This is a genomic window from Actomonas aquatica (assembly GCF_019679435.2).
Lineage (GTDB): Bacteria > Verrucomicrobiota > Verrucomicrobiia > Opitutales > Opitutaceae > Actomonas > Actomonas aquatica.
The window spans coordinates 5521562-5547118 of the sequence record NZ_CP139781.1; the positions used below are offsets into that span (position 1 = coordinate 5521562).

The following is a 25557-nucleotide window of genomic DNA, read 5'->3' on the forward strand; positions in this document are numbered from 1 at the left end:
AGGGCGCGTAACGCTAAGGCGTTGAAAACGAGCTGGATAAAAAATTATCGGTTCTGAAAACGGATATTTAAAACTGCATAAAACGTATTTAAAAATACGGATAACGTATGAAAAAGGTCTTCAGCACGGCGGATCAGGCTCTGGCCGAGGCGATTGCCCGGCTCAACGGCACCAACCCCTTCCTGCCGGCGCGGGTGGACTGCGAGCGGGCGGCGCTTGGGGCGGAGTTTGTGGAGGCGGGGTGCGACTGGAACACGCGGCCGCCGTCCATCGAGATGCATCCCAATCACCGGCGTTTGGTGGAGCGTTGTGAAGCCGCGATCGCGCGGGCGCGGGCGGCGTGGCCGGAACGCGGCAAGGTGCCGACGGAGACAGTGCAGCTCTACGTCGAGTTGGTGGGGTTCTGGCTTTACCAGACCTACTCACTGCGCTTCGACGACGTGATCCGGCGGGCGCAGGCGGGGGAGCGAGATGCGCTGCGGCCGGGATTTTACCGGGTGTTTTGTGACGACGTCGCCCGCTACATGGAGGTGCCCGGGATCGCCGGGCGGCCGGGCTCGGAGGCGACGCACTTGTTTGCCTGCGCGTTTCAGATCCGCCGCGCCTTCCACCACGTGTTTCATTCGCTGGTCGGCGGTTCCAAACCCATGGCGCGGCTGCGCGCGGAGATTTGGCAATCGATCTTCACCCACGACCTCGGTCGCTACCGGCGTGTGCTCTTCGATCGGATGGGCGACTTCGCCACGCTCATCACCGGGCCGTCCGGCACCGGTAAGGAACTGGTGGCGCGGGCGATCTCGTTTTCGCGTTATGTGCCCTACGATCCGCGCGGCGGCGGATTCTCGGACAGTTTTGCGGAAGGCTTCTTTCCGCTGAATCTTTCCGCGCTGTCGCCGACGCTAATCGAGTCGGAGTTGTTTGGGCATCGGCGTGGCGCGTTCACCGGTGCGGTGGCTGATCGGGCAGGGTGGATGGAGCAATGTCCGGCAACCGGCAGCGTGTTTCTGGACGAAATTGGTGACGTGGACGCGGGCATTCAGGTGAAGCTGTTGCGGGTGCTGCAGTCGCGCACCTTTCAGCGGCTGGGCGACACCGATACGCGGCATTTTCGGGGCAAGGTCATCGCCGCAACCAACCGCGATTTGGCGACGGCGATGCGACAGGGGGCGTTCCGCGAGGACTTTTATTATCGGCTGTGTTCGGACCTGATCGAGACGCCGAGTCTGCGGGCGCAGCTGGATGATCGGCCGGAGGATTTGGCGGTGATGGTGGACTCCATCGCCCAGCGCTGGGTGGACGACGCCGAGGCCCCGGCGTTCGCGCGGGAGGCGCGCCGGTGGATCGAGCAAAACCTGGGTCCGCACTACCCGTGGCCGGGCAACTTCCGCGAGTTGGAGCAGTGCGTGCGCAACGTGCTCATCCGTGGCGAATACCGTCCGACCGCCGCAGTGGCCGGCGCGGCGGCCGAGGCGGATTGGCTGACGCAGGCGGCGGCGGGAGAGATGACCGCGGAAGCGCTGCTCACCGCCTACACCCAGCAGATTTTTGGGCAATGCGGCACCCTGGACGCGGCGGCGCTGAAGCTCGGCGTCGACCGCCGCACCGTGCGGGCGCGCCTGCCGGCAAAGCCGCTGAAACGCGGGCGGAGGTAAGCGCGGTTTTTTTTAACCACGGATGGACACGGATGGGCTCCACTACCGTTTCGCCAAGGCAGCCTGAGTTACGGACTCCAAAGCGGAGCCGGTAGGCGGAGCCATCCGTGTCCATCCGTGGTTCAAGCCCTTCGTTGGAGTGGAAAGGGCTGCGGAAAATGACAACCGACATGCGGAATAGTGCGTGACGAGTTGGGGGTGGGCTGCGCTATGGTTTCGGCCCGTTTTCGCCGCGAGCTTGGGCTCGTGGCAGACGATGTCCGTTGGACCCGTAACCCTACGTTTTCTCCATGCCCCGCGTTCTCATTACCACCACGTCCTTTCAAGACACCCCCGGCAAGCACCACGAGTTGTTGGCGCAGACCGGCTGGGAAATCATCACCGCCCGCGGTCCGCTCAATGAAGCCGACACGCTGGCGCTCATGGGCGACATCGACGCCTACATTTGCGGCGACGATTTGATCACCGAGGCCGTGCTCGACAAGGCCCTGCCGCGCCTGAAGGTGATCTCCAAATACGGCATCGGCGTCGACAAGATCGACGTGAAGGCCTGCACCGCGAAGGGCATTCCGCTGCTCTTCACTCCGGGGGTGAATCACACCACCGTCGCCGAGCACACTTTCCTGCTCCTGCTCTCGCTCGAGAAGAGCCTGCTGTTCCACTGCGACTCGACCCGCAACGGCGGTTGGAAACGCAAGACCGGCCATGAGCTGTTTGAGAAGACCATCGGCATCATCGGTCTCGGCCGCATCGGCAAGGAGGTCGCGATCCGCGCCCGTGCCTTCGGGATGAAGGTCGTCGCTTACGATCTGTATTGGGATGCTGAATTCGCCGCCACCCACGAGGTGACGCGCGTCGATTCGGTGGACGATATTTACGCGGTGGCGGACTACATTTCGCTGCACACCAACCTCACGCCGGAGACGCGCGACATGATCTGCGCCGAGTCCATTGCGAAGATGAAGCCGGGCGTGCTCCTGCTCAACTGCGCCCGCGGTGAGATCGTGCACACCGACGACCTCGTCGCCGCGCTGCAGGATGGTCGCGTTGGCGGCTACGGCACCGACGTGCTCGACGAAGAGCCGCCGCGCGCCGATCACCCGCTACTCAAGCTGCCCAACGTGGTCTGCACCCCGCACATCGGTTCGCGCACTCATGAGAGCGTGCAGCGTCAGGCCACCAAGGCCGTGCAGAACCTCATCAACGTGGCGAAGGGCGAAAAGCCCTTGGCCCAAGTCAACCCCGACGTCCCCTACACCAACGGCAAGTTGGACTGAGGGTTGGCCCACGGATCACACGGACGACACGGAACCACTCCGCCGCGGGTTTTTAACCACGAAACACACGAAATACACGAAAGCCTCCGCCACTTCGTTTTGCGCTGATGGCTGAGAGCTGAACGCCGATCACTTATCCCTTATGTCTGAGACTTTTTACGTTGTTGCTGAAGCCGACCATAATGCCCTCGTTGAGGCGGCTTACCGTCATCGCGGGTTTAATGCCGAGGAGGCTGCGGCTGGCGCCAAGCTGTGCGCCGAGGCTTCGCGCCATGGCATTCGCACCCACAACGCGCTGAAGGCGCTGCACCTCGATCACCTCTTCGGCACCGGCTCCAAGGGCTGCGTGGCCAACGTCGAGATCGAGGAGAAGCCCACCCGCTTTGCCGCCGCCAAGGTCTGGAACGCCAACCGCAAGCTCGGTCAGGCCACCGCTTACGCCGCGCTCGAAGAGGCCATCCGCCTCGCCGACGAATATGGCGTCGGCATGGTCTCGGTCGACAACGCCTTCCACTACCTGTGGGGCGGCGGTTATGTGATGGAAGCCGCCAAGCGCGGTTACGTCGCTTACACCAACTGCACCGCGGCGCTGGCCGAGGTCGTGCCCTTTGGCGGCAAGTATCCGACGCTCGGCACCAACCCGCACTCCTGGGGCCTGCCGACGACCGACGCGCTCGGTTACCCGATCGTGATCGACTGGGCGACCTCCGTCGTCGCGATGGGTCGCGTGCAACAGCTCGCCCGCGAGGGCAAATCGCTGCCGCCCAACGCGGCCGTCGACGAGAACGGTGAGATCACCACCGATCCCGCCAAGGTGAAGGCCCTCGTGCCCTTCGGTGCCCACAAGGGTTACGGCCTGTCGCTCATCAACGAATTGATCGGCGGTTTCATCGGCGGTTCGCTGCCGACCAACCGCAACCGTTGGGAGCAGGTCGGCGAAGGCGAGAAGGGCACCTGCTGCTTCTTCTTCCAAGTTTGGCACCCCGATGCCATGGCCGGCGACTTTGCCCTCGGCCGCACCCAGTCCGAAAACGTGAAGGCCGTTCTCGACGACCTGCTCGGTCACGGCAACGAGAACTGCATCCTGCCGGGGCAGTTTGAGGCGCAGGCCGCGCAGCGCAGCGCCGAAGCCGGTGGTCTGCTCTTCAGCGCCGCCGAAGTGAAGGCCTTCAACGAACTCGCCACCGAAATCGGAGCGTCCGCCTGGTCGCTCGATTCCCTCAAGCAGGTGGAGGTGTAACCTCCGCCCGCCGCTCTCAGCTTGCAGCGATCAGCTGTCAGCTTCCGAACCCTCTGTAACTGAAATTTTCCAACTCACTACCAGCTACTGGCTGATCGCTGATAGCTGACCGCTCCGTCCCCCTCTGTTATGTCGCTCCAACTCCGTCCCGCCTCTGAATGCCAATTTGATCAAGTCTCGCTCGGCGAGGTGATGCTTCGCCTCGATCCGGGTGAGGGCCGTATCCGCACCGCCCGTTCCTTCAAAGCCTGGGAGGGTGGTGGCGAATACAACACGTCCCGCGGTCTGCGGAAGTGCTTCGGTTACAAGACCGCCGTGGTCACCGCCTTCGTCGACAACGAGGTCGGTCACCTCGTTGAAGACTTCATCATGCAGGGTGGCGTCGCGACCGACTTCATCCAATGGCGCGCCGATGACGGCATCGGCCGCAGCGTGCGCAACGGGCTCAACTTCACCGAGCGTGGCTTCGGCATCCGCGGCGCGGTGGGCGTGCCCGATCGCGGCAATACCGCCGCTTCGCAACTCAAGGCCGGCGACATCGATTGGGAGCACATTTTTGGTGAACTCGGCGCGCGCTGGTTCCACACCGGTGGCATTTACGCCGCGCTCTCCGAGACGACGCCCGAAGTGGTGCTCGAGGCCGTGCAGGTCGCCCAGAAATACGGCACGATCGTGTCCTACGATCTCAACTACCGCCCGTCCCTCTGGAAGAGCATCGGCGGCCAGGCCAAAGCCCAGGAGGTTAACAAGGAGATCGCCAAGTATGTCGACGTGATGATTGGCAACGAAGAGGACTTCACCGCCTCGCTCGGCTTCGAGGTGGAGGGCGTCGATGAGAACATCAGCGAGATCGAAACCGACGCCTTCAAGCGCATGATCGAGACCGCGGTGAAGGCGTATCCAAATTTCAAAGCCGCCGCTACCACGCTGCGCCGCGTGATCACCGCGACCAAGAACGACTGGAGCGCGATCCTGTGGCACGACGGTGAGTTCTACGAGAGCCGCAAGTATCCTGAGCTCGAGATCATGGACCGCGTCGGCGGTGGTGACTCCTTCGCGTCGGGCGTGCAGTTCGGCTTCATGGAGTTCAATGATCCGCTGAAGGCGGTCGAGTATGGCGCCGCCCACGGCGCGCTCGCCTCGACCACTCCGGGCGACACATCGATGGCCACCCGCAAGGAAGTCGAAAAACAAATCTCCGGCGGTGGCGCCCGCGTCGTTCGCTGAGGACGACCTGTCCAACGCAGTTTTTTAACCACGGATGGACACGGATGGGCTTCACTACCGTTCCGCCTCAATCCCGATCAGGTGAAGAGGAAATCTGACAGTGCGTAGCCGTTAGGCGAAGCTATCCGTGTCCATCCGTGGTTTAACCCCTTTCATTATGTTCGCTGAAGAGACTCGCACTCGTTTGTCCGCTGCCGGGGTTGTCCCGGTGGTGGTGATCAATGATCCGACCAAGGCTGTGCCCTTGGCCAAGGCCCTGCTCGCCGGTGGGGTGGGCGTGATTGAACTCACGCTGCGCACCGCGGCCGGGCTCGAAGCCATCAAGGCCATCGCGTCCGAGGTGCCAGACATGTTGGTCGGTGCCGGCACGGTCCTGTCGACCGAGCAGGTGCGCGAGGTGAAAGCCGCGGGCGCCGCGTTTGCGGTCGCGCCGGGCACGTCACGCACGACGCTCGCCGCGGCGGCCGAAGTCGGCCTGCCGTTTGCGCCCGGCGTGATGACGCCGTCGGACATCGAAACGGCCCTCTCCATGGGCTGCCGCATGCTCAAGTTTTTCCCGGCCGAGAGCGCCGGTGGGGTGAAGCACCTCGCCGCGATGTCGGCGCCCTATGCGCACCTCGGTGTGAAGTTCATGCCGACGGGCGGCATCAAGGAAGCCCAGCTCGGCGATTACCTCGCGGTCAAAACGGTCGCGGCGGTGGGCGGCTCCTGGCTGGCGACGGCCAAGCAGATCGACGCCGGTGACTGGGACGCCATCACGGCGCAGTCGGCGGCGGCCATGGCGATCGTGAACGCCGCGCGCGGTTGAGGCGCGCAGTGTAGCGCAGCGTAAACACCCTTTTGGTTTCAGGTATGCAGCGGACCGGTGAGCTTCGGCTCCCGGTCCGTTTTTTTGTGGAGGGCAGGGGGGGGCGTAAGGGAACCGTGGATACGCTGTCGGGCGTAAAGCCCGACCCACAAACAGAGGGGGCGTTGAAGGTGGACGCGGACGTCCTCGGCCGCGTGGCGTTGGCTGGCTCGGTGGCCGAGAGGCAGCGTTAGCGCGAGCAAGCTCGCGGCCTACGGGTTGGGTCCGAGCACGGCACTGTAGGCCGCGAGTTTACTCGCGCTGCGTTGGATTTGCCGATTGGGCGGGGCCGAGAGGCAGGGGTAGCGTGAGCGAACTCGCGGGGACGGACGGCTGGGCCGAAGCTCTCCGATCAACGGAAATAGTCGGCCAGGTGGACAATGACGGTGCCGGCGACGGGTTGGCCTTCGGCGAGGGCGGGCAGGTAGGTGAGTTGGCCGAAAATCTCGCGCATGGACTCGGGCAGGATCTGGCCGTCGAGCGCGTGAATGGCGGTGGGTTCACCGCGTTCGTTGACCTCGACCTTCGCGGCGAAGTTGACCGAAGCAGCGTCGTTCGCGGCCCGCAGCGCGGCGGGCGCGAGCGACCAGGCGGCGCTCGGGGGCAGCGTGGCGTCGCGGTGCTGGGCGAGGTAGTCGAGCATCACATACTGCCGGGCTTCGGCGGCGGTGAGCGGCATGAGGCGCTCGGACTGGGTGGTGGCGAGCTCTTCGCCGTGGTTGAAGAGATGGATCTCGGCGTCGACGAATTCGAAGCCGGGCGGCAGACCGTCGAGTGTCAGCAGGATGGAGCGTTCGGAACGGTCAAGCGCGCCCAGATCACGTTGAAAACTGAAGTCCTTGTAGCCCTCATCGGGGGTTCGAACGCGCACGCGGGCGAGGGCGTGGGCGTCGGCGATGGGTTCGGGCGAGCGGACGTTGAAGCGCAGGTTGATCGCGTCGAACGGGACGGATTCGTCGCCTTCTTCGAGCGGGTCAAAATTGTCGGTGATGCTGGGGCTGTCGTTGAAGGCTTGGAGGCTCGACTGGACCTGTTGGTAGTCCGAGATCGCCTTGTTCATGGTGCTCTCGGCCGTGACGCTGGCTCCGGGCAGCGGCCCTCCATTGCCTTCCTCGACGCGTGAGATCATGTGGGCGGCGTTCATGCCGGCATTGAGCACGCGGGTGGCGTTGGTGGTCTGGTCGTCGTAGTGGCCGGAGAGGGCCATCTGACGGGACATCCATTGGCCCTTGGGATCGGTCCACGCGGAATACGTCTCCTCGCCGCGGATACGGTCGATCTTGATCACGATGGGGCTGACCTTGGGCGTCATCTTGAAGCGAAAACTGTGGTCGCGCTCGACGACGACCTCTTCGCCGGTCTCGGTTTCCAGCACGGACTCGGCGCCTTCGAAGCGGCGCACGGCGAGGAGTTCGCGTTCGTGCGGCAGGAAGGATTCCACGCCAACAAAGAGGTGATGGTCGCGCACGGGAGCGGCGGCGGAGGACACGACCCGCACGGGTTTGGCGGCGTGGAGGGGAGCGGGAGCCACCAAGCCGGTCAGCACAGTGAGCGTGGCTCCGATGGCGAGAAGTCGTGGGCGGGGCATAAGCGGCAGCATCGCGAACAGGTGTCCGCACGCTAACCGGCAATGCCTGTCGCGCAAGGGCGGGAGCGCAATGCGCTTGCTGACCGATTACAAACCGCCCGGGGACGTCAGCCGCTCGCTCAGGGAGCGGAGGGTGTTTTCGGTGACCAGGAGACGCCAGTCGCCTGCGCTTTGACGGCGCGCGGTGAGTTTCACGAGACGCACCTCAGGAGGACCGGCGGGCTGCGGCTCGGCGGCGGGGTTCAGTTGCACAATCAGCAGGTGGTCATTCTCGGCTTGGGGAAACTCGGCCATCAGTTTGGCGGAGCCCAAGGGGACGGCGCCCGTAGCCAGCAGCGTGGTAAGGGCAGTTGCGTCAGCATGGGAAAGGCGGATGTCGGGCGGGAGTCTCTGCCAAAGCTCTTCAGCGGCGGCCTGCGCTGCGGGGGTAAACTCCAGGAGCTCGGTCATGCGGGCAACGTCTCCGCCGGCGCCTGCCCACAACGCGGTCTCGACAAGTGCCTGTGGCGAGGTGGTGCCGGCATCGCGCCACTCCTCCGCGGGGATTGGGGCTTCGGTCAGAGATTTACGAGACTTGGGAGCAGCGAGTGCCGCGTTTTGGAGCTGCACCTGCCGTTCTCGCTGGGCCACACGTTGCCGCAGGGTGGCGAGCTCGCGCTGCAAGCGTTCGAAGGCGACGTTTTCGGCGATCGGAGCGGTGCGGGTTGGCGCGCTCGACGAGGAGGCATCCGGGAGCGTCGTGGGTAGGGGGACGACAGCTTCGGGAGGACGGGACGACAAAGCGGCGGCAGGTCTCCACAAGACAACCGTGAATCCGGCGGCGAGGGACAGCGGGACTGTCCAAGCGAACAGGCGCAGTTTAGAACCAGTCATGGAGCGGGGGGGAGTTGGGCGATAGGCTGAAGACGACGGGGACCTGCAGGCGGCTGTTGACGGGAGCACCGGCGACGCGACCGGGCTCGAATTGCCACTGGGACACCGCGGCGAGCGCGGCCTCGGCAAAGGGCTCGGCGGTGGTGCTGACGGTTTCCAGGTCGCGCACCGCGCCGTGGGCGTCGATCACCATGGAGATGACGGCACGGCCTTCGGTGCCCTGCTTGCGGAGCGCCGCGGGGTAATCGGGTGTCGCTTGGCGGGTGGGTCGGGGCGTGATGTCCAACTCGTCCACGTTGAAGATTTTTCCGGTCAGCGGGGGCTGTTGGAGGCGTGTAACGGCCGCGCGATCGAGCGTGGCGAGGCGGGCTTGCAGCGAGGTGACCTCTTCTTCCAAGGCGGCATAATCGGCGTCGGTCGGCTGGGGAGAGGGGGCCGCGTGGCGGGGCGATGGGGTGGAGGCTGACGGCTCGGAAGAGCGGGTGGGGGGGCGGTCAGTCCCGGTTGGTGCGGGCGTGGTAACGGAGCGTGGTTGATGCTGGTGGACGACCAACAGCGAACCGGTAGCGGCGACGATGGCCGTGGCGATGAGTGGGGCTTTGAGCATGGCGAAAAGGGAAGCCGAAGTGAGGGCGGAGGAGGCGGCGGTGGTGGCCACGGTGACGAGCGCGGCGGCGGAGGCGGTGGTGGCCAGGCCGGCCGGGGCGGCGCTGACGGCGTGGGCGCCGAGGAGGGTGCCGAGGGCCGCGGCGGTGGACGAGATGCCGCGCTGGGTGAGCAGGGTGTTGAGTTTGGTGAGCGCGCGGTCGACGCGCATGCGGGCGGCGTTGGCGCTGAGTTTGAGTTGAGCGCCGATGGTGGCGTAGTCGGCCTGTTCGAAGTAGCGCAGGATGATGGCGTCGCGCTCGGTGCGGGGCAGGGCGGCGAGGGCGTCGTCGATTTCAGGGCGGAGTTGGGACCAGTCCGGGCCCGGGGTAGGATTGAGGGTCGGATCCATGACGGCGGTCGTTTCGCGGCGGCGCCGGCGTTGTTCGGCCCGCACGTGTTTGGCGGCGGTATAGCGGGTGTGGGTGAAGAGCCAGCCGGCGACGGACGGATGGCGGGCCAGTTGAGCGGCGCGGGTGGCCGCGGTGGTGAATACGCGTTGAGCGACCTCCTCGGCCGGATGCCGGTCGCCATTCAGGCAGCGCAGGGCGACGGAGTAGACCAGGTCGACATGGAGTGCCACCCATTGACGAAAGGCGTCGGCATCGCCGTTTTCTGCGAAACGGGTGAGGAGTCCGGTTTCGGGTGTCATCAATTATTGGAGTCCCCGCGGAGCGTTGAAACCGCACAAAGGGGTGGGATTTAGGGTGAGGTGGTTTCTCCAGTTTGCGGATGGATTGAGACGTTTCGCAACATATGCGGCGGGGGCTGCATCTGCGATTTGACGGGGTTGTTTTCCCGCGCAGAAGATAGAGCCCTGTTCACGCAGCCCACCCCGATGCTTTTTCACCTATTTCAACCCCTCTGCCGGGGCTTCTGCCGGCCCGGTTTACGATGCCTGTTGTCGGCGCGTGGGTGGGTGGCCGCGGGCGCGTTGATGTGGCTCGGCGCAATCGGACTGCGGGCGCAGCCGCAGCCACAGCCGGAGCTGGCCGTGCCGGCGGGGCCGGTGGAGACGGCGTTGCGGGAGCTGACCGAGGCCACGGGGGTGCAGTTGATTTATCAGGTGGAGGATTTGCAGGCCTTGACCTCGCCGGGGGTGCGGGGCGCATTGACGACGGCGGATGCGCTGGCGGTGTTGCTGCAGGGAACCGGCTTGGAGGCGGTCCAAGACAGGCAGAGCGGCGCGTTTGTGATCCGGCGGCGGGTCGCCCGGGAAAGAGACGTTGCGCGATCGAAGCAAGCGCGGCGGGCGGCGGTGGACCGGGAGGCGGCGGGGGCGCGGACGGCGGGGCTGGAGGTCTTTGAACTGTCGCCGTTTGAGGTGCGCGATCGCAGCGATGTGGGTTACCGGGTGTCCAATACCATCTCGGCCACGCGCATGGCGGTGGCAGGCGAGGCGCTGCCGATGGCGGTGAACCTCTACAACGAGGAGTTTATCGCCGACCAGCACCCCTACGATTTGTATGACGTGGTGCGGTGGGCACCGGGGGTGCATCAGGACAACGTCTCGCCGCAGGGCTGGGCGCGTTACAACATGCGCGGTTACACGCGGGCGGCGGTGCAGCGCAATGGCTTCGTGGCCTATCGATTTATTGATACCAGCAACGTCGAACGCGTGGAGGTCGTGAAAGGCCCGGCGTCTTTGCTCTACGGGCAGATCAATCCGGGCGGCGTGATCAATTACATCACGAAACGGCCGGACGTCGTCGCCGCGGCGAGTCTCGATCTGTCGATCGGCTCCGATCATTTTTCGCGGGCGGTGTTGGATTTAACCCAACCGTTGTCCGAGGGAATCGGTCCGATGTATGGGCGGGTGGTGTTGATGACGGAGGACGTTCCCCGTTTCCAAGTGCTGTCTAGTGGCCGCAAATACCTCGTCGCACCGTCACTGACTTGGCAATGGGGTAATCGCGGGCATCTGACCTTGAGTTATGAGCACTTTGAGCGGGCGGACGACATGCCCACGAGCGGCGTGGTGATGCGTTATGAAAACCGCATCCCGACCGTGCCGTATGGGCCGCTGCCGCGGGACTTCAGTTATGCGGGCGAGGGGGACTATCAGGACTTCATTTCAGATGCGCTCATGGCGGAGCTGGAGTGGCGGCTGACAGATCAGGTGAGTGTGCAGGCAGCGTATTTGGATTCGTCGTGGGACATGGAATGGCGGGCTTCGGGGCAGGGCGGCACGGGGTTGTTGTATCAGTCAGTGATCGATGCTTTCTACCCGCCGGAAGTGGGGCTCACAGCGGCCGATGCGATGTATCGTCGCAACCGTTGGGAGCATCAGTGGGGCGGGGAGCGCTCGGGGCGAATCGATCTGGCGGGTGACTTCACGCTCGGGTCGGTGGATGTGCGGCTCTTGCTTGGCACCAAGCGCACCTTCAGCACGCACTACCGCGGGCAACAGGCCAACAATCCGACCGATCCGACCAGTCCGCTCTATCTGAAACCTTGGGACTTGAGGGATCCGAGCACCTGGGATCGCGAGGTGCCGTTCGGCGTCGAGGCGCTCAACCTGGTGGCCGATACCCGCAATGGCGGCAGCGGGGCGTCGTGGCACATGATGGGACTGGCGACCTTTAATCAGGACCGCACCCGCGTGCTGGGGGGCCTCTCGCGGCATGAACTGGAAAATAACCCGTCCTACAATCTGATCAACGGCTCGGTCTCGGCGGGATCCGTGCGGGCGGCCAATGTGCCGCAGATCGGGGTGACGCACGAACTGACCGAAGGCATCACGGCCTTTGCCTCCGCCAGCAAGTCCTTCCTGGCAAATGGCAGCTTGTTGCTGGTCGAAAACGTGCCCTCGATTCCGGCGCGAGCGTCGGTCGGGCGGGGCAGCGAAGCCGGCGTGAAGCTCGACCTGTGGGGCGGGCGCCTGAGTGGAACCGTATCGGTTTACCGGATACGAGCCAATCCCACCGATGTGGTGCGGGTGAACACTGGCACGGCGGAAGACGGCACGACTTTGTTTTCCGATCTGCAGGGAGGCTCGCAACGCAGCCAGGGAGCGGAGATCGACTTGCTGTATTCCCCGGTGGAAGGCTGGCAGCTGATGTTTTCGGCCAGCTGGTGTGATGCGATTTATGAGGAGCATCCGCGGAACCCGGCGTTTAACGGAGCGACCTTGGTGGCGACGCCGGATCAGACCCTAAGTCTGTGGACCAAATACGAACCGCGGCAAGGCCCGCTGCGCAACTGGCTGCTGGCCGGCGGCGTGAATCACGTGGGCAGCTACTCGCACGTGGCGCTGAATCCCTTTGAGCGCATGCCGGCGTATACGACGGCGGATCTAACGGTCGGGCGAAAGCTGAAGGTGTGGGGTCGCCCGATCGCCGCGTCGCTGGCGGTGAAAAATGTGACCAACGAGCGTTATTACGCGTCGGCTTCGAGTTGGGGCTTCCCAAGGCAATGGATATTTTCCCTGCGGACGGAGTTTTGAGGCGAAGGGGAGAGTGTGCCGACGGGGAGGGGGTGTAGGTAGGGCCGGACCGCCGGGCCGGCCGTTCGTGGAGCGAGGAGGAGGCGGAGAGGCAGGCGATGACGCCGCCCGGAGGTCGGCGTCCACCTTGGCGTGGATGCGGACTGTTGGGGAGGCCGTGAGGCAGGGTTAGCGCGAGCGAGCTCGAGGCCTACGGAGGGGAGGCGGGCGTCTTAGTGTAGGCTGCGAGTTTACTCGCGCTGCGGTGGATTGGGTCGATCACTCCCGGTCGGTGCGGAAGGGGGCGGCGGGGAGGTCGGCGGAGTTGCCGAGGTTGGCGAAATCGGGGTTGTCGGCCCAGGCGTAGCGCACGTAACGCGGCTCGGGGACTTCCTCGCTCGAGACCGTTACGGTATCCGGATCGGTGATACGCGCGTCGGCCCAGACCCACTGCTTGTCCTCTCCGGCGATGGCGAAGTGGGCGAGGGGTTCACCGTTGGTGATCTTGAGGCCGTCGCCCACGTGGTCGAAGTGCAGTTCGATCGCGCCGTCGGCGATCGTTTGCTCGCGGAAGATGGGGCCGGAGGAGATTTCGTCGGTCACGCCGTAGGCGAGCGGCAGGGCCTGGAGGGCGAGGCGTTCGCCGACGGTCTTTTTGCCGCCGGGGTGGATGTCGTTCCACTCGCCGAGCTCGATGTTGACGCCGATGCCGACGGTGGGATCGGCGAGGGCGGTGTCCATCTGCACCTCACGCATGAGCGCCCAGTTGCTCTGTTCGACCGGCAGGTAATCGACGTCCATGAAGTTGGGCAGTTGGGCAATGATGAAGGGCAGGTCGCCCATGCCCCAATGAGCGCGCCAATCGGCGATGAGGTTGGGCTGGAGCTCGCGGTAGGCGGTCGGGTTGCCGGCGTTGCTTTCGCCCTGATACCAGAGCATGCCGCGCACGGCGTAATTCGTGAACGGGGCGATCATGCCGTTATAGAGCGAGGCGGGCTGGGACTGGGCGTTGATGCCCTGCTTGTAGCTGCGGCTGGGCGGGCGACGGACGTCGCCGACCTTGTAGTGCCAATAACCGGTGAGGTCGATGGTCTGGCCGCGGGCGGAGAGGTGGTAGGGTTTGTCGGGGATGAAGCCGCCCTTGCCGCCGCCGTTTTCGACGCGCACGACGAGCAGGTTCTTGCCGGCGCGGAGCAGGCCGGCGGGCACGGTGTATTCACGCTGGGGATACTCGTAGCCGGTGCGGCCGATTTCCTGGCCGTTGAGGTAAACGGTGTCGGCGTTGCGGATGCGGCCGAGCTTCAGGTCGGCCTGGGCACCGGCGAGAGCGGCAGGCACGTCGATCTCGCGACGATACCAGACGACGCCGTCGAGGTTGCGCACGCCTTGGTCCTCCCAGTAGCCGGGGACGGCGATGCGTTTCCAGTTGAGCGGCTTGTAGGCGGGGTCGAACCAGGTGAGCTCGCCGATGAGGCCGCGGTCGGTTTCGGCACGGGGGCCGTCGGCGGCGCGATCGGCGGCGGCGGCGGCGTTGACCGATTCGACCCAAGCGGTGTCTTGGTTGCGGGTGATCGTTTCGAGCTGCTCGGGGAAGGTTTTGAAGCCTTCGGCGCTGGTCCAGGCCTCGATGCGGGTGCCGCCCACGGCGCTGAAGAGGATGCCCTGGGGGACGTCGAAGCGGTCGTGGAGTTGTTTGGCGAAGAAGTAGCCGATGACGGTGAACTCGAGGATGTTTTCCGGCGTGGCGGTCTTCCATTGGAGGCCGGGGAAGTCGTCCTGCGGTCCCTCGAGCACGGCGCGGGTGGGGACCTTAAACTGGCGGATGGTGGTGAAGTTGGCGGCGGCAATTTCGTCGGCGTAGGCCTCCTGCCAGCGGCCGAGGAAGTGGGTCATGTTGGACTGGCCGGAAGCGAGCCAGACGTCGCCGACGAGGATGTCGCGCAGGACGATTTCGTTGTCGCCCTTGATCTCCATGGTGTCGGGGCCGCCGGGAGTGAGCGGGGCGAGGTGCACGCTCCACTGGCCGTTGGCATCGGCGGTGGTGGCGAGTTGTTGTTTGCGGAAGGCGACGGAGACGGCTTCGCCGGGATCGGCCCAGCCCCAGACTTTGAGCTCCACGTCGCGCTGCAGGACCATGCCATCACTCACGATGGAGGGCAGGCGCACGTCGGCGGAGAGCGAAGCGCAGAGGAGGAGGTAGCCGAGAAGGCTGCGGAGCAAGGGGCGGCGGGGGAGCATGACGGAGGGGTTATTCGTGAAGATCGAGATAGGGGCCAGTGGCGGGAAGGGGGACGTTGACCGTGGTGCCGGAAGGCCAGCGGATCTGCAGGTGTGCATCGGCGGGGAGGTCGATGGGCAGCGCAAAAAACACGGTCGAGGTGGACTGAGAAATCTGGCCGCTGCCCGCGTGAATTTCGAAGCGTTGTTGGGTCTGACCTTTGACCACGAGGGAAACGGCGGCGCCGATGGCGTGAGGATTGCCGCCGCGACCGTGCAGGCGGACGGCGAGGGGGCGGGAATTGGCTGGGGAGGTGGCGCGAAAGGCGAGCGTGGTGGCGTCGTTGCGGGTCACGACGGCATCGGCAAACCCATCGCGGTTGAAGTCGGTGAGCGCGAGGGCGCGGGCGGCGCCGGGGATGCTGATGCCGCTGTCGAAAGATGGCATGAAGGTGAAGCCGCCTTGGCCGTCGCCGCGCAGCAGGCCGCCGAGGCTGCTGTCGAAACTGCCGACGGCGGGGATGGGGGCGTAGTCGTTGGCGGCGAAGAGCAGGTCGGTGTGGCCGTCGTGGTCGAAGTCGCCGGTGGCCATACCCTGGAGCGGGGCGAGTTGGGCGAGGGGCGGGAGCGGGGTGAAGGTGTAGCGACCGTCCGGCTGGCTGAGGAGCACGCCGCTGCGCAGTTCGGTGGCGCGGTAAACGGTGGCGGCGGCGAGGGCGTCGGCGCCGAGGATCTCGGTGAGGGAGGCGGCGGCGTAACGATCGTTGGAGGGGAAGCGGCGGCGCACCTCGGTGATGGCGCGGGCGAGTTCGTTGCGACTGAGCACGGGGACGAGTCGGTCCTGGTCCCAGATGGCGAGCACGAGTTGCGGGTCGCCGCGGCGGGCGAAGCGGCCGGAGAAGAGGTGCAGTGGTTGGGCGGGGCTGGCGCGCAGCAGGCTGTTGCGGCCGTGGTTGCCGAGCACGTAGTCGGGGCGGCCGTCGGCGTTGAAGTCGGCGCTGGCGAGGGAGGACCAGAGGCCGGTGCCGGCGCGGTCGAAACCCAATTCGCGGGTGGCATCGACAAGGCGTTGACCTTGCTCGTTACGGAAGCAGCGCACCTCGCCCCACTCGAGCGCGACGATGAGGTCGATCCAGCCATCGGCATCGATGTCGCTGGCGAGCGCGCTGGTGACGAGGCCGGGGGCGCGGAGGTCGGGCGCGAAGGTATCGGTTACGTCGGCGAGACGGTCATCGCGTTGGAGGAGCAGGGCGCTGGTGGGGGCTTCGGGGTAGTAACCGGGGAAGAGGCGGGCGCCGAGGAAGAGGTCGAGGCGGCCGTCGCGGTCGAAATCGGCGGCGACGGCGGCACCAACGCTCAGCGGCAGCGAAGGCAGGAAGCCGGCGGGGGCGGGATCGAGGCCGCCGTTGCCGCGGTTGAGCCAGAGTTGCGGTTCGTATTCCGGTTCTTCGGCGGGCAGAGCGGCACCGCCGGCGGTGAGGAGCAGGTCGTCGGCGCCGTCGCCGTTGGCATCGAAGACGAGCACCGGGCCGGCGTTGATGGGCGGGGGCGTGCCGAGGGGGCCGAGGTCGGGATATTGGTAGCGCTCGCCGGTGAGCCACGCGAGACGGAGGCCACGTTGGGTGGTGGCGCCGAAGAAGAGTTCGTCGGTGCCGTCGCCGTTGATATCGCCGACTGCGAGGGCGGGGCCGCGGCGGTTGAAGCGGAAGGGCAGCAGGGGTTGGTCGACGGTGCCCTCGCGGGACTCTTCGGGTTGGGTGATGGCTAGGTTGAGGCGGGCAGACGTCGTGGTGAAAAGAGGCTGGGGAGGGCCGACGGGGACGTCGGCGGTCCCAGGGGTGGTAGTCCCGGTGACGGTGTAGCGGTGGTTGGCCGAGAGGTCGTGGAACTCGTCCGGAGCGTTGGCTTGCCAGTAGACGCGGAGGGTTTCGATGCGCTCGTCGGCTCCGAGGCCGAAATGGAGGGCGGGTTCACTGGTGGAGAGGTAACCGCGGGCGGAGGTGAGTTGGCGGACTTGGGTGCCGGAGGCGGTGACGAGTTCGACGCGAACACCGAGGCCGTAGCGGTTTTGTCCGCCGCCGCGGAGGTCGATGATGACGGCGTTGCCGGTGGGGGCGTCGTTGCGCAGGACGGTGGGCGGCCCTTGGAAATTGACGTAGACGAGGTCGAGGTCGCCGTCGTTGTCGAAGTCGGCGAGGGCGGAGCCGAAGCTGACGCCGAGGTGATCGAGGCCCCACGCGGCGCCGACGTCTTCGAACTGCAGGTCGCCGTGGTTGGCGTAGACGAGATTGCGTTGGCGGAGGACGGGGCTGGCCTTGGTGAGGCGGATGCGGTCGTAGAGGTTGGCGGTGGTGAGCTTCCGCTCGATGAGATCGAGGTTGTTCTGCTCGCGGTCCATGCCGTTGGTGATGAACAGGTCGAGGTCACCGTCGTTATCGAGGTCGGCGAAGCGGGGGGACCAGGTCCAGTCGGTGCCTTCGAGGCCGGCGAGATGGGCGGCTTCCAAGACGCGGCGGCTGCCGGTGCCGAGGTAGAGCACGTTGCTGAGTTGTTGGGCAGCGGTGCTGCGGTCCTCGTTCTGGGCCGGGTCTTGTTGGGAACGGGTGTCGGCGAGACCGCGTTGGGTGAACTCGTAGGTGGTGCCGGCCATGTCGGCGACGAAGAGGTCGATGTGGCCGTCGTTGTTCACGTCACCGAGATCGGAGCCCATGGAGGAAAACGGGGTGTGCGGCACGGACTCGTCGATGACGTCGGTGAAGGTGCCGTCACCATTGTTTCGATACAGGTGGTCGGGCGGGGAAAAGTCGTTGGCGACGTAGAGGTCTAGGAAACCGTCCTCGTCGTAGTCCCACCACGTGGCGGAATGGCCTTGGGAGGGAGCGGTGCTGAGACCGGCGGCGGCAGTGACCTCGGTGAAGGTGCCGTCGCCGCGGTTGCGGAAGAGGCGGTCGGGCTGGCCGGCGATGCTCGTGCGGGCGTCGTAGAGGTTGGTCTGGAGGTAGAAGTCGATCCAGCCGTCGCGATCGTAGTCGGCGAAGTTGGCCATGCCGGAGGCGTCGACGACGGCGACGCCGCGGGCGGCGGCTTCCTCGCGGAAGGTGCCGTCGCGCTGGTTGATGAAGAGCTGGTTGGGCGCGCCGAAACGGCAGACGTAAAGGTCGAGCCAACCATCGTTGTCGACGTCGACAAAGGCCGCGCCCTGTTTCCACTCGCCGCTGTCGTCGCCGACGCCGGCGGCGGTGGTGACGTCCTCGAAGCGGAAGTCGCCGAGGTTGCGGTAGAGGCGACCGGATTCGAGTTTGCTGTTGATGAAGAGATCGGGGCGGCCGTCGTGGTCGAAGTCGCCCACGGCGATGCCGCTGCCCATGGCGCCGATGGCGTATTCGGTGTGGCGCTCGGCCCACATGCGCGGGTCGTCGTAGGCGTTGGTTTGGGCGATGCCGGTGTGCTCGGGGGGCAGGGCGGTGAAGGTGGGCGCGGAGGCGTCGCCGGAGCGTGGGGCGAAGGGTTGGGCGTGGGGCAGGGCGGCGTGCAGGCAGGCGCCACTCAAGATGCCGAGCAGCAGGCTGATGGGAGAGAAAATGGAGGGGCGGGGAGGGCGCTTCATGCTCGCGTGATTCCGAACGAACGGGGTAGTCGTAGGACGTCGTTTTTCGTCCGGGAAAGACGACTGAACCGCTGGCTTTTGACTGGGTCAAGGATGGCGGTTTTGCCCCGTGCCCAACCCCTGTTTTTGCCTGATGCCCGCTTCGGTTTCTCCTGCCTCAACTCCTGCCTCAATTGTCCGCCGCCATGCGTGGTGGATCGCGCTGATCGGGGCGCTGTTGGTGCAGTGGATGGGCACGCTGCGCGGTATTGCGCGGGTGGAGGCGTTGTCGGCGATGCCCACGTGGTCGGTGGATGCACCGGCGGTGGTGGAGGACTCGCCGACGGGTTATACGAAGGGGCAGCGACGGTTGATCGTGCCGGGGCATCATAATCCGAGTTTTTGGTGGATCACCGAAGCGCAGCAGGCGGCGGCTGAGGGCGTGTGGCGGCTGCGGTCGGTGGACTACGATGCGGCCCCGGACGGGCGCACGATTCAGCGCACCTCGCCGTATCGGTGGTGGCTGATCGTGGTCGGCTGGGGACGGAGTGTAGTGACGGGTGAACCGCTGGGCGCAGCGATCGAAGGCGGGGCTTTGGTGGCGGATCCCTTACTGCTGAGTCTGCTGTTGGTGGGTGGCGTGATTTATACGGTGCGGCGGGTGGGCAGCGTGGCGGGCGCGATGGTGGCGGTGGGCGGCGTGGCTCTGTTTCCGCTCGCGGCGGGATTTCAGGCCGGCGCGCCGGATGCCCATGCCTTGGGCTGGGTGTTGGCGGTGGGCAGCGTGTGGCCGTTGGTGCTCGGGCGTGGGCGGATGGATTTTGCGGTGGCGGGGGTGCTGGGCGGCATCGGGTTCTGGAATAACGCGGGCGTGCAGGCGCCGTTGCTGGTGGCGCTGGCGGTGGGGGCGTTGCTGCGGAGCTGGCTGCGGCCGGAGGACGTTGCGGCGAGTGCGTGGCGGAGCTGGGCGGCGAGTGGTGCGGTGGTGACGCTGGCGGCGAGTGTGTGCGAGTTTGGTTTAGGCGCTGAGGGCGGGAGCCTGGCGGCGGTGCATCCGGTGCATGCCGTGGCGTGGTGGGGGCTGGGCGAAGTGTTGGTGGGGTTGCAGGCCTGGCGGCGGGATGGTCGGGCGGCAGTCGGTGGACTGGGAGCGATGGTATTGGGCGGCGGCGTGGTGGCGGTGTTGGCGTGGCCGATCGTGGGCTGGTGGCTGGGCTCGGGGGGGCTGTGGGCAGGGGATTTTTATGCGCGGGAGTTGGCGAATCATCCGGCGGGTGGCGTAGCGCCGAGTCTGGGGGCGTGGTTGCAGCAGGCGGGTGGTGGCGCGGCGAAGGCGGCGACCTTGGTGCCGCTGGGTTTGGTGATTGCGGCGGTCGTGTTGGGATGGCGACGGGTGGAAGACGGCACGCGGGGACGTTTGTTGTTGGTGGGTGGGGCGACGGTGGTGGTGGCGGTGCTGGCGAGCATGCAGCTGCGGTGGTGGAATCTGCTCGACGGGCTGGCGCTGGTGAGTCTGGCGGTGTGGTTTGCCGGGGAGGGCGCCAAACGCTGGGTGATGCCGACGATGGTGGTGGTATTGTTGGTGCCAGGTTTGGTGGTGGGTTGGCCGCAGGGCGTGGGGCGTGATGGAGAAGTGGATACAACGCCCCGGGAGGCGGCGGCGTTGGTCGAACGGGATTTGGCGTATTGGTTGCGCGAGCGCGGCGGCGAGGAGGTGCCGGTGGTGTTCTCGACGCCGATTGTTTCCGGGGCTTTGGCTTATTATGGCGGCATGCGGGCGATCACGTCTGCCGATGAAAGCAATGAGGATGGTTTGCTCACGGCGGTGCGCTTGGCGGCGGCGAACACGGAGCAGGAGATTCAGCTGCTGATCGAGTCGCGTGGAGTGACCGACATCGTGCTGCCGTTGTGGGATCCGGCGCTGGATCAGTTGGTGCGACGGGGCTACGGCGTGCCGGAAGGAGACCCGCTGCCGCGGGATGCCTTTGCGGCGGCGCTGTTGGATTGGGATGTGCCGCTGTGGCTGCGGCCGTGGGATTATGTGATTCCGCGGGAGGCGCCGTATTTGGAGTTGGGGCTCACGGCGTTTGCGGTGGGCGAGCCGCAGGCGGAGGAGCTGGCGCTGAGTCGGTTGGCCGATTTTTTTGTGCAGCGCGGTCAGTTGGTCGAGGCGCAGGGCGTGCGTGGAGTCTTGGCCAATTATCCGCGTAGTGCCGTGGCCATGACAGCGATGGCGCGGGTGGATGTGGCGGTGCGGGACGTGGCGCGGCTGAATGAGGTGCTGACGAATCTGGTGCCGATGTTGTCGCGGCGTTCGGCGCGGGACTTGCCGCCGGATCGGCGGGTGAGTCTGGCCACGGTGTTTGCGCGCGTGCAGCGGATGGATTTGGCGCGACCGCAGATTGAGGCGGCGTTGGCGGAGCTGGACGCGGCGACTCTGCGGACGTGGAATCCCGGCGCGGTGGTGGATTTGTTGACGGTGAGCGAAGGGCTTGGGGTGGAGTGGCCCGATGCGGAAGTGAGAGACGTGGCGGTGAAGTTGTTGCCGGTGGGGGTGAGGTGAGGCGGCGGGGTGCGGGGTGCGGAATTCGGGATTCGAGATACGGGATTCGGGATGCGGGATGCGGGATGGGGGAGGGCGAGGAGGTTGAACTGCGAAAGGCGCGAAGAGGTGGAGTGGGGGGGGCCCACGGAACACACGGAAAGACACGGATGGAGGGGGTTGTTCGTTGGGGGGCTTGTCGGCTTTGCGACCTTGGCGGTCTTTGCTGCGGTAGCTTCGGAGCTCGGGGGTGACGATGTCGGGCGTGAAGCCCGACCCACAGGTGGGGGGGCGGAGGGGCAGGGGCTGACGCCGCCCGGAGGTCGGCGTCCACCTTGGGCATCTATGTGATGGCGTGGCGGTGGATCGGGCTGCGGCGGAGAGGTAGGGTTAGCGCAAGCAAGCTTGCGGCCTACGGGGGGGGATTGAGCGTCTCGCTGCCGTGCGGGGCAAAAAAATCGCCGCCCCGGAGTGGGGCGGCGATGCGTTGTTCGATTTCGTTAGGTGACCTGAACCGTTACCTTAGAACGAGAAGGTGTTGGTGAGGAACCAATCCTGCGACGGGGCGATACGCACACCGGCAATCGTGGAATTGTCCGGTTGGATCGAGACGGGGATCAGCTCCTTGCCGGCAAACGCGTTGCGAACGTTGAGCTGGATCTTCCAGTCGATCTTTTCGGTGAGCTTGCGGGAGTAGCTGGCCCACAGGTCGATGGCGTCCTCGGACGGGCCCATGATCGGGTTGTCGAGGTCGAAGCCGTAGGTGGCGGCGTCGATCGGCACCAGCGGATAGCCGATGGCGACCTCGTCCTGCCAACGGTAGCTGCCGCCGACGCTGACGTCCTTCAGGAAGCCTTCCTTGAAGGTGTAGTTGGTGACGAAGCGGAAGCTCCATTCACGCAGCTCGGGGACGGCGGTGCCTTCCTGGAGCTTCATGCGGACGTATTCCGCGCGCCACGGCGCGTAGATGCTCGGGCCGATGGCGCCACCGAGGCCACCCCAACGCGGCAGGTTGCCGGCCGGGCTGTAACCGTTGGAGGCGGTGGAATCGAGGAGCATGGAGTCCATGTATTCGACCCATTCGTTGATGGTCTCACCACCGACGTTGTTGCGGTAGGCTTTGGTCTGAGAAGCGTTGAACGCGACGCGCCAGTTGGGCGTGGGGTTCGCGGTGAGCTCAAACTCGTAACCCTTGGTGAGGGTGTCGGCGGTGACGGCGAAGTTGGCCGGAGCCGACGGGGAGTAGGTGGTCACACGGCTGGTGTCCGACGGAGTGTGGGCCGCGGGATCCGCTTCGTAGATGGAACGGAGGGTGAGGTCGGAGAGGGCGACCGGCTCGAAGTTCCAGGCCTCGAAGAAGCCCTTGGAGTCGAGCCAAGCTTGGATCTCATTCCAGCGACCGATCATCTGGTCTTCCAGTGCGAGCTCCTCGGGGGAGTATTCCTCCACGTGATACGGGAGGCTCGGATCGCCATCGATGGGGAAGGCGTTGGAAGCGTGGTTACGATAGCTGTATTGGTCGCGGGTGCTCCAGTCGTAGGCGCTCAGGTCGTAGAGGAAGATGTTCCGCCACATGAGGCCGTTGGAGACGGTGGAACCGATGTTCCACGAGCTGAGGTCGGTGCGATCCAGCTTCACGGAGGACTCATACTTCACAGCGCGGAGGCTGAAGCGGCCGTCCTTGGTGGAGAGGAGGATACCGTAGTCCTTGGTCTCGCCGCTCGGGTTATCGATCGGGTTGCCGTAGATGTCATTGCGCACGTTACCCACTTCGAAGTTGGAGGACTTGTTGTAGGTGAGGCTGACATTGAGGGGCAGAGGATCGCGGTCACCGAAGAGGCGGTTGACGTGGAGCACGATGCCACCGCTGATGGACTCATCCTCGAGGATGCGGTCCGGAGCGTAGTCGGTCGGCAGGCCGTAGTCGCTGCCCTGACCGGGGGTCAGGTTGAGGGTGGCACGGTAGCCGGAGGCGCGAGCGGTGTCGTCGCGGCTCTTCACTTCATCCGAGCGCCAGCCGAGGGTGGTGACGATGGCGTCGTTCCAGAGAAAGCCCTGCCAGGAGATGGCGGTGGACTCGGTCTCACGTTGGCCAAGACGGGCGGAGGTGACGAGGCGCGGGTCAGCACCGTTGTCGTAGCTCCACATGTAGAGGCCCTGTTGACGCCAGCCGACGTAGTTGGCCGGGTTGGAGTTCTGGTAGTAACTCGGTTGATCGGCCGGGAAGTCATCGCTGAACATCGGGTCGAGGTTGGCGGGGACGGTCCAAGGGCTGTCGAAGGCGACGTTGGAGTTCCAGGTGGTGTCGAAGACAAGCACGTTGCTGCTGTTCAGGTCGATGTTGCCGTTGATGCCGCCGATGTTGGCGGCGGAGGCCGAACCGACGTTGAGCAGGGAGTCGCCGATGTAGATGATGCCGGCCGGGACGCGGTCGGTGAAGGGCTGGGTGGAACCGTCGCCACCGTGGGCGAAGGCGGCCCAGGCCTGGTCATTGGCCTTGCGATTCCAGCTGCGGGACTCGGTCACAAAATCCTCGGAGCTGAACACGGCATTTACGCGGTGTTTGCCGAAGAGCTTGGCGAGGAAGCTGTCGCGCTCGAGGAAGTCGGAGCCGCGGAGTTCACCGAAGACCGAGGCGCGGTAGTATTCACGCTCGCTGGTGTATTTGGAGCCCGTCCCACCGGCGCCGGAGGTCACGAACGGACGACCGACGTTGGGGTTGGGAGAGAGGTCATCCCATGATTCCAACACGTCGACGGAGATGGTCGGGTTGTAGCCGAGGAAGGACTCACCACCGCGGGAGTATTCCTGCTTGTCGTAGCTGAGCTGGATACCGACGCGGTCGTTGAGGGCGGTCTGCGAGAGGTCGAGGTTGTAGGCGTCCCACTCCTGCCACTCACGCTTGTTATCGCCATCGATAAGGACGTTGTAGAAGTCGAAGAGGCCGGGGTCCTTGATATACTCCGCGCGATACTGACCATAGGAAGCGAGCGGGAGGTTCAGATTGTTGGCGGCGCCGTTGAGGGTGCCGACCGACACGAACGGAGCCGGGTAGAGGCGACCGATGATACCGTCGGCGCGACCGCGGGTGGTGCCATCGGCGTTACGAGCGCCGTTGTTGATGAAGCCGGAGCGAGCGTCGAGGACGGTGCCGCTGTCGCCATCAATCAGCCAGAAGGGCTGCTGGGCGTTGAGGTTGGCTCCACTGAACCACGGATTGTAGTAGTCGCCGCCGGAGTTGGAGTATTCGGCGAAGGAGGTGAAGGGATCCGGGACCGTGACCTTATCCATACCACCGAAGGGATTGGCGTCGGAAACGGTGGAGGAGCGGAACCACGGAGAGACCGAGTCCTGCGGGGTGACCACGCGGGGGCGGTTGGCCGTGATCTCACCATTCTCATACTTGAACTTGATGCTGGTATGAGCGGAGTCGCCGAAGAGCTTCGGGTCGAAACGCAGGGCCACGTAACCGCGTTCGTCGTCCTCGAAGGCCGGCTTTTGGCGGTATTTTTGGCTGTCCCAGACGCCGGCCACGCGAACGGCAAAGACGTCGTCGATGACCTCTTTGTTGACGTTGAAGCTGGCGCGGATGGAGGCGTTGGAGCCGACGCGGAAGTCGACTTGGCCGGCATCGCGGAAGCTGGCGTTGGCGAGCGAAGCGTTGATGATACCGGCGGGCTTACCGAGACCGAAGAGGATCGAGTTCGGACCGCGCTGGATGTCGACGCGATCGGTGTTGTAGGAATCCCAGGGGATGTCCGACACGAAGTAGTCGCGGGTGTTTTCGGCCGCACTCAGACCACGCACACGGTTGACCGTGTTGGGGGCGAGCAGGCGGCTGGTCTCGTTGAGGACGGCGCCGTTACCGAGACCGGTGTAGGTGCCGAGGGTGCCCGAGACCTCGGTATTGGTGGTGTATTGCAGCAGGGAGGCGTTGTCGGTGGCACCGACGTCCTGCAGGAATTCTTTGGTGACGACGGAAATGGCGGAGCCAACGTCGCGCAGGTCAGTGCGGATGCGGGTGCCAGCGAGAGTCTCGGTGGCGACGTAACCATTTTCATCGGAAGCGGTGACTTCGAACGGGGAGAGCACGATGGTCTCATCCATATCGAGTTCATCCGACGCAGCTGGCGCGGTTTGCGCCGATAGCGAGCAGGCCCCGGCAAGAGCCAGGGCGGCTAACAGGGTGTTGGATTTAGTAGGTTTCATTCCAGGTTAGGAAGCGAAACCCGACCGAAGCGGGGTAGGTGTAAGCGCAACAAGGCCACACGGAGCCGGTGGGGTAGGGTTTCATGGGGGTTAGGGGTGGGGCGGGCGCAGATGGACCCGCCCTACTAGCCGTTGAGACGGACTGCTGGATGAGTTCCGCCAAAAAAAACTTCGCCGATTGGGCGAAGTTTTTGGCGTGACGGGGGGCGAGTCGGGAGGGCTGCGCGTGG

13 protein-coding genes are annotated in these 25557 nt (G+C 65.3%); 7 read left to right on the forward strand and 6 right to left on the reverse strand.

All coding sequences use genetic code 11. The features are described from left to right. Positions 1-107: 107 nt before the first annotated feature. The 5 genes from K1X11_RS21080 (at position 108) to eda (ending at position 6204) form a co-directional block, all read left to right on the forward strand. On the forward strand, positions 108-1652 hold the full coding sequence (locus K1X11_RS21080) for a sigma 54-interacting transcriptional regulator (protein WP_221029271.1): 1545 nt from the start codon (positions 108-110) through the stop codon (positions 1650-1652). 290 nt (positions 1653-1942) lie between these two features. Continuing rightward, complete coding sequence (locus tag K1X11_RS21085) at positions 1943-2929, forward strand: phosphoglycerate dehydrogenase (protein ID WP_221029270.1); 987 nt, start codon at positions 1943-1945, stop codon at positions 2927-2929. Between the two features lie 142 nt (positions 2930-3071). Next, complete coding sequence (locus K1X11_RS21090) at positions 3072-4169, forward strand: Ldh family oxidoreductase (RefSeq protein ID WP_221029269.1); 1098 nt, start codon at positions 3072-3074, stop codon at positions 4167-4169. A gap of 129 nt (positions 4170-4298) precedes the next feature. Further along, the gene (locus K1X11_RS21095) at positions 4299-5396 is read left to right on the forward strand and encodes a sugar kinase (protein ID WP_221029268.1); all 1098 of its coding nucleotides are present in this window, start codon (positions 4299-4301) and stop codon (positions 5394-5396) included. Positions 5397-5553: 157 nt separating this feature from the next. Further along, positions 5554-6204 carry a bifunctional 4-hydroxy-2-oxoglutarate aldolase/2-dehydro-3-deoxy-phosphogluconate aldolase gene (gene eda, locus K1X11_RS21100; protein ID WP_221029267.1) on the forward strand — a complete coding sequence of 217 codons (651 nt, stop codon included), beginning with the start codon at positions 5554-5556 and terminating at the stop codon, positions 6202-6204. A gap of 391 nt (positions 6205-6595) precedes the next feature. Here eda and K1X11_RS21105 read toward each other — a convergent pair whose 3' ends face one another. From K1X11_RS21105 to K1X11_RS21115, 3 genes are all read right to left on the reverse strand, one after another. Further along, positions 6596-7831, reverse strand: a complete 1236-nt coding sequence (locus K1X11_RS21105) for a hypothetical protein (RefSeq protein WP_221029266.1) — start codon at positions 7829-7831, stop codon at positions 6596-6598. Between the two features lie 87 nt (positions 7832-7918). Further along, positions 7919-8704 carry a hypothetical protein gene (locus K1X11_RS21110; protein ID WP_221029265.1) on the reverse strand — a complete coding sequence of 262 codons (786 nt, stop codon included), beginning with the start codon at positions 8702-8704 and terminating at the stop codon, positions 7919-7921. After that, positions 8691-10001, reverse strand: coding sequence for a TonB family protein (locus K1X11_RS21115; RefSeq protein ID WP_221029264.1), 1311 nt, complete (start codon positions 9999-10001; stop codon positions 8691-8693). Before K1X11_RS21115 ends, K1X11_RS21110 begins: the two co-directional genes overlap by 14 nt. Positions 10002-10250: 249 nt before the next feature. Between K1X11_RS21115 and K1X11_RS21120 the strand changes: the two genes are divergently transcribed. Beyond that, entirely contained in the window at positions 10251-12794 is a 2544-nt protein-coding gene (locus K1X11_RS21120; protein ID WP_324726037.1) for a TonB-dependent siderophore receptor, read from the forward strand. Positions 12795-13052: 258 nt separating this feature from the next. Here K1X11_RS21120 and K1X11_RS21125 read toward each other — a convergent pair whose 3' ends face one another. Beyond that, positions 13053-14993: a sialate O-acetylesterase gene (locus tag K1X11_RS21125; RefSeq protein ID WP_221029262.1), complete on the reverse strand. Its 1941-nt coding sequence runs from the start codon at positions 14991-14993 to the stop codon at positions 13053-13055. 28 nt (positions 14994-15021) lie between these two features. Then, positions 15022-18597, reverse strand: coding sequence for a CRTAC1 family protein (locus tag K1X11_RS21130; protein ID WP_221029261.1), 3576 nt, complete (start codon positions 18595-18597; stop codon positions 15022-15024). Between the two features lie 133 nt (positions 18598-18730). Between K1X11_RS21130 and K1X11_RS21135 the strand changes: the two genes are divergently transcribed. After that, on the forward strand, positions 18731-21139 hold the full coding sequence (locus tag K1X11_RS21135; RefSeq protein ID WP_221029260.1) for a hypothetical protein: 2409 nt from the start codon (positions 18731-18733) through the stop codon (positions 21137-21139). Positions 21140-21640: 501 nt separating this feature from the next. Here the strand turns inward: K1X11_RS21135 and K1X11_RS21140 are convergent. Then, positions 21641-25327, reverse strand: a complete 3687-nt coding sequence (locus tag K1X11_RS21140; RefSeq protein WP_221029259.1) for a TonB-dependent receptor plug domain-containing protein — start codon at positions 25325-25327, stop codon at positions 21641-21643. Between the last annotated feature and the right edge of the window lie 230 nt (positions 25328-25557).

What these genes read in the sequence shown, in the direction of transcription:
- K1X11_RS21080 (WP_221029271.1), top strand. Translation starts at nt 108, where the DNA reads ATGAAAAAGGTCTTCAGCACGGCGGATCAGGCTCTGGCCGAGGCGATT.
- K1X11_RS21085 (WP_221029270.1), top strand. Translation starts at nt 1,943, where the DNA reads ATGCCCCGCGTTCTCATTACCACCACGTCCTTTCAAGACACCCCCGGC.
- K1X11_RS21090 (WP_221029269.1), top strand. Translation starts at nt 3,072, where the DNA reads ATGTCTGAGACTTTTTACGTTGTTGCTGAAGCCGACCATAATGCCCTC.
- K1X11_RS21095 (WP_221029268.1), top strand. Translation starts at nt 4,299, where the DNA reads ATGTCGCTCCAACTCCGTCCCGCCTCTGAATGCCAATTTGATCAAGTC.
- eda (WP_221029267.1), top strand. Translation starts at nt 5,554, where the DNA reads ATGTTCGCTGAAGAGACTCGCACTCGTTTGTCCGCTGCCGGGGTTGTC.
- K1X11_RS21105 (WP_221029266.1), bottom strand. Translation starts at nt 7,831, where the DNA reads ATGCCCCGCCCACGACTTCTCGCCATCGGAGCCACGCTCACTGTGCTG.
- K1X11_RS21110 (WP_221029265.1), bottom strand. Translation starts at nt 8,704, where the DNA reads ATGACTGGTTCTAAACTGCGCCTGTTCGCTTGGACAGTCCCGCTGTCC.
- K1X11_RS21115 (WP_221029264.1), bottom strand. Translation starts at nt 10,001, where the DNA reads ATGACACCCGAAACCGGACTCCTCACCCGTTTCGCAGAAAACGGCGAT.
- K1X11_RS21130 (WP_221029261.1), bottom strand. Translation starts at nt 18,597, where the DNA reads ATGAAGCGCCCTCCCCGCCCCTCCATTTTCTCTCCCATCAGCCTGCTG.
- K1X11_RS21135 (WP_221029260.1), top strand. Translation starts at nt 18,731, where the DNA reads ATGCCCGCTTCGGTTTCTCCTGCCTCAACTCCTGCCTCAATTGTCCGC.
- K1X11_RS21140 (WP_221029259.1), bottom strand. Translation starts at nt 25,327, where the DNA reads ATGAAACCTACTAAATCCAACACCCTGTTAGCCGCCCTGGCTCTTGCC.